Source organism: Vogesella urethralis, assembly GCF_007644045.2.
GTDB lineage: Bacteria > Pseudomonadota > Gammaproteobacteria > Burkholderiales > Chromobacteriaceae > Vogesella > Vogesella urethralis.
Window position 1 is genome coordinate 1 of record NZ_VMDW02000128.1, and the last position, 307, is coordinate 307.

The following is a 307-nucleotide window of genomic DNA, read 5'->3' on the forward strand; positions in this document are numbered from 1 at the left end:
CTGCCATTGCCCATATTTAGAGAGCCTAAACAGGTTTGGTCCGAAAAGCTTTTGGTTGCTTTGTCTTGCATTCATATGGCTATTGCCAGAACCGTCCTGCTGAAGTAATAAGATTTTGATGATGACTGACCCATGGCTTCTATGTGACTTATGCATTCTTTAAATTTTGCAAAAAATTGATCCACATCCCTAAGCTTCATGTCGTAAAAATAAAACAATGCTCCAAAAAGCTCATCAAAGGGCAGGTTCTCATCAAAAATGTCGATTTTGGAATACTTTAAGGGACTATCAAAATTTGTATATTTTT

The 307-nt window shown here is 36.5% G+C and carries 1 protein-coding gene; it reads right to left on the reverse strand.

Annotation, left to right across the window (positions count from 1 at the left end):
• Nucleotides 1–71 precede the first annotated feature (71 nt).
• A partial coding sequence (locus tag FLQ03_RS19305; RefSeq protein WP_206211013.1) for a hypothetical protein occupies nucleotides 72–307 on the reverse strand: 236 nt, incomplete at its 5' end.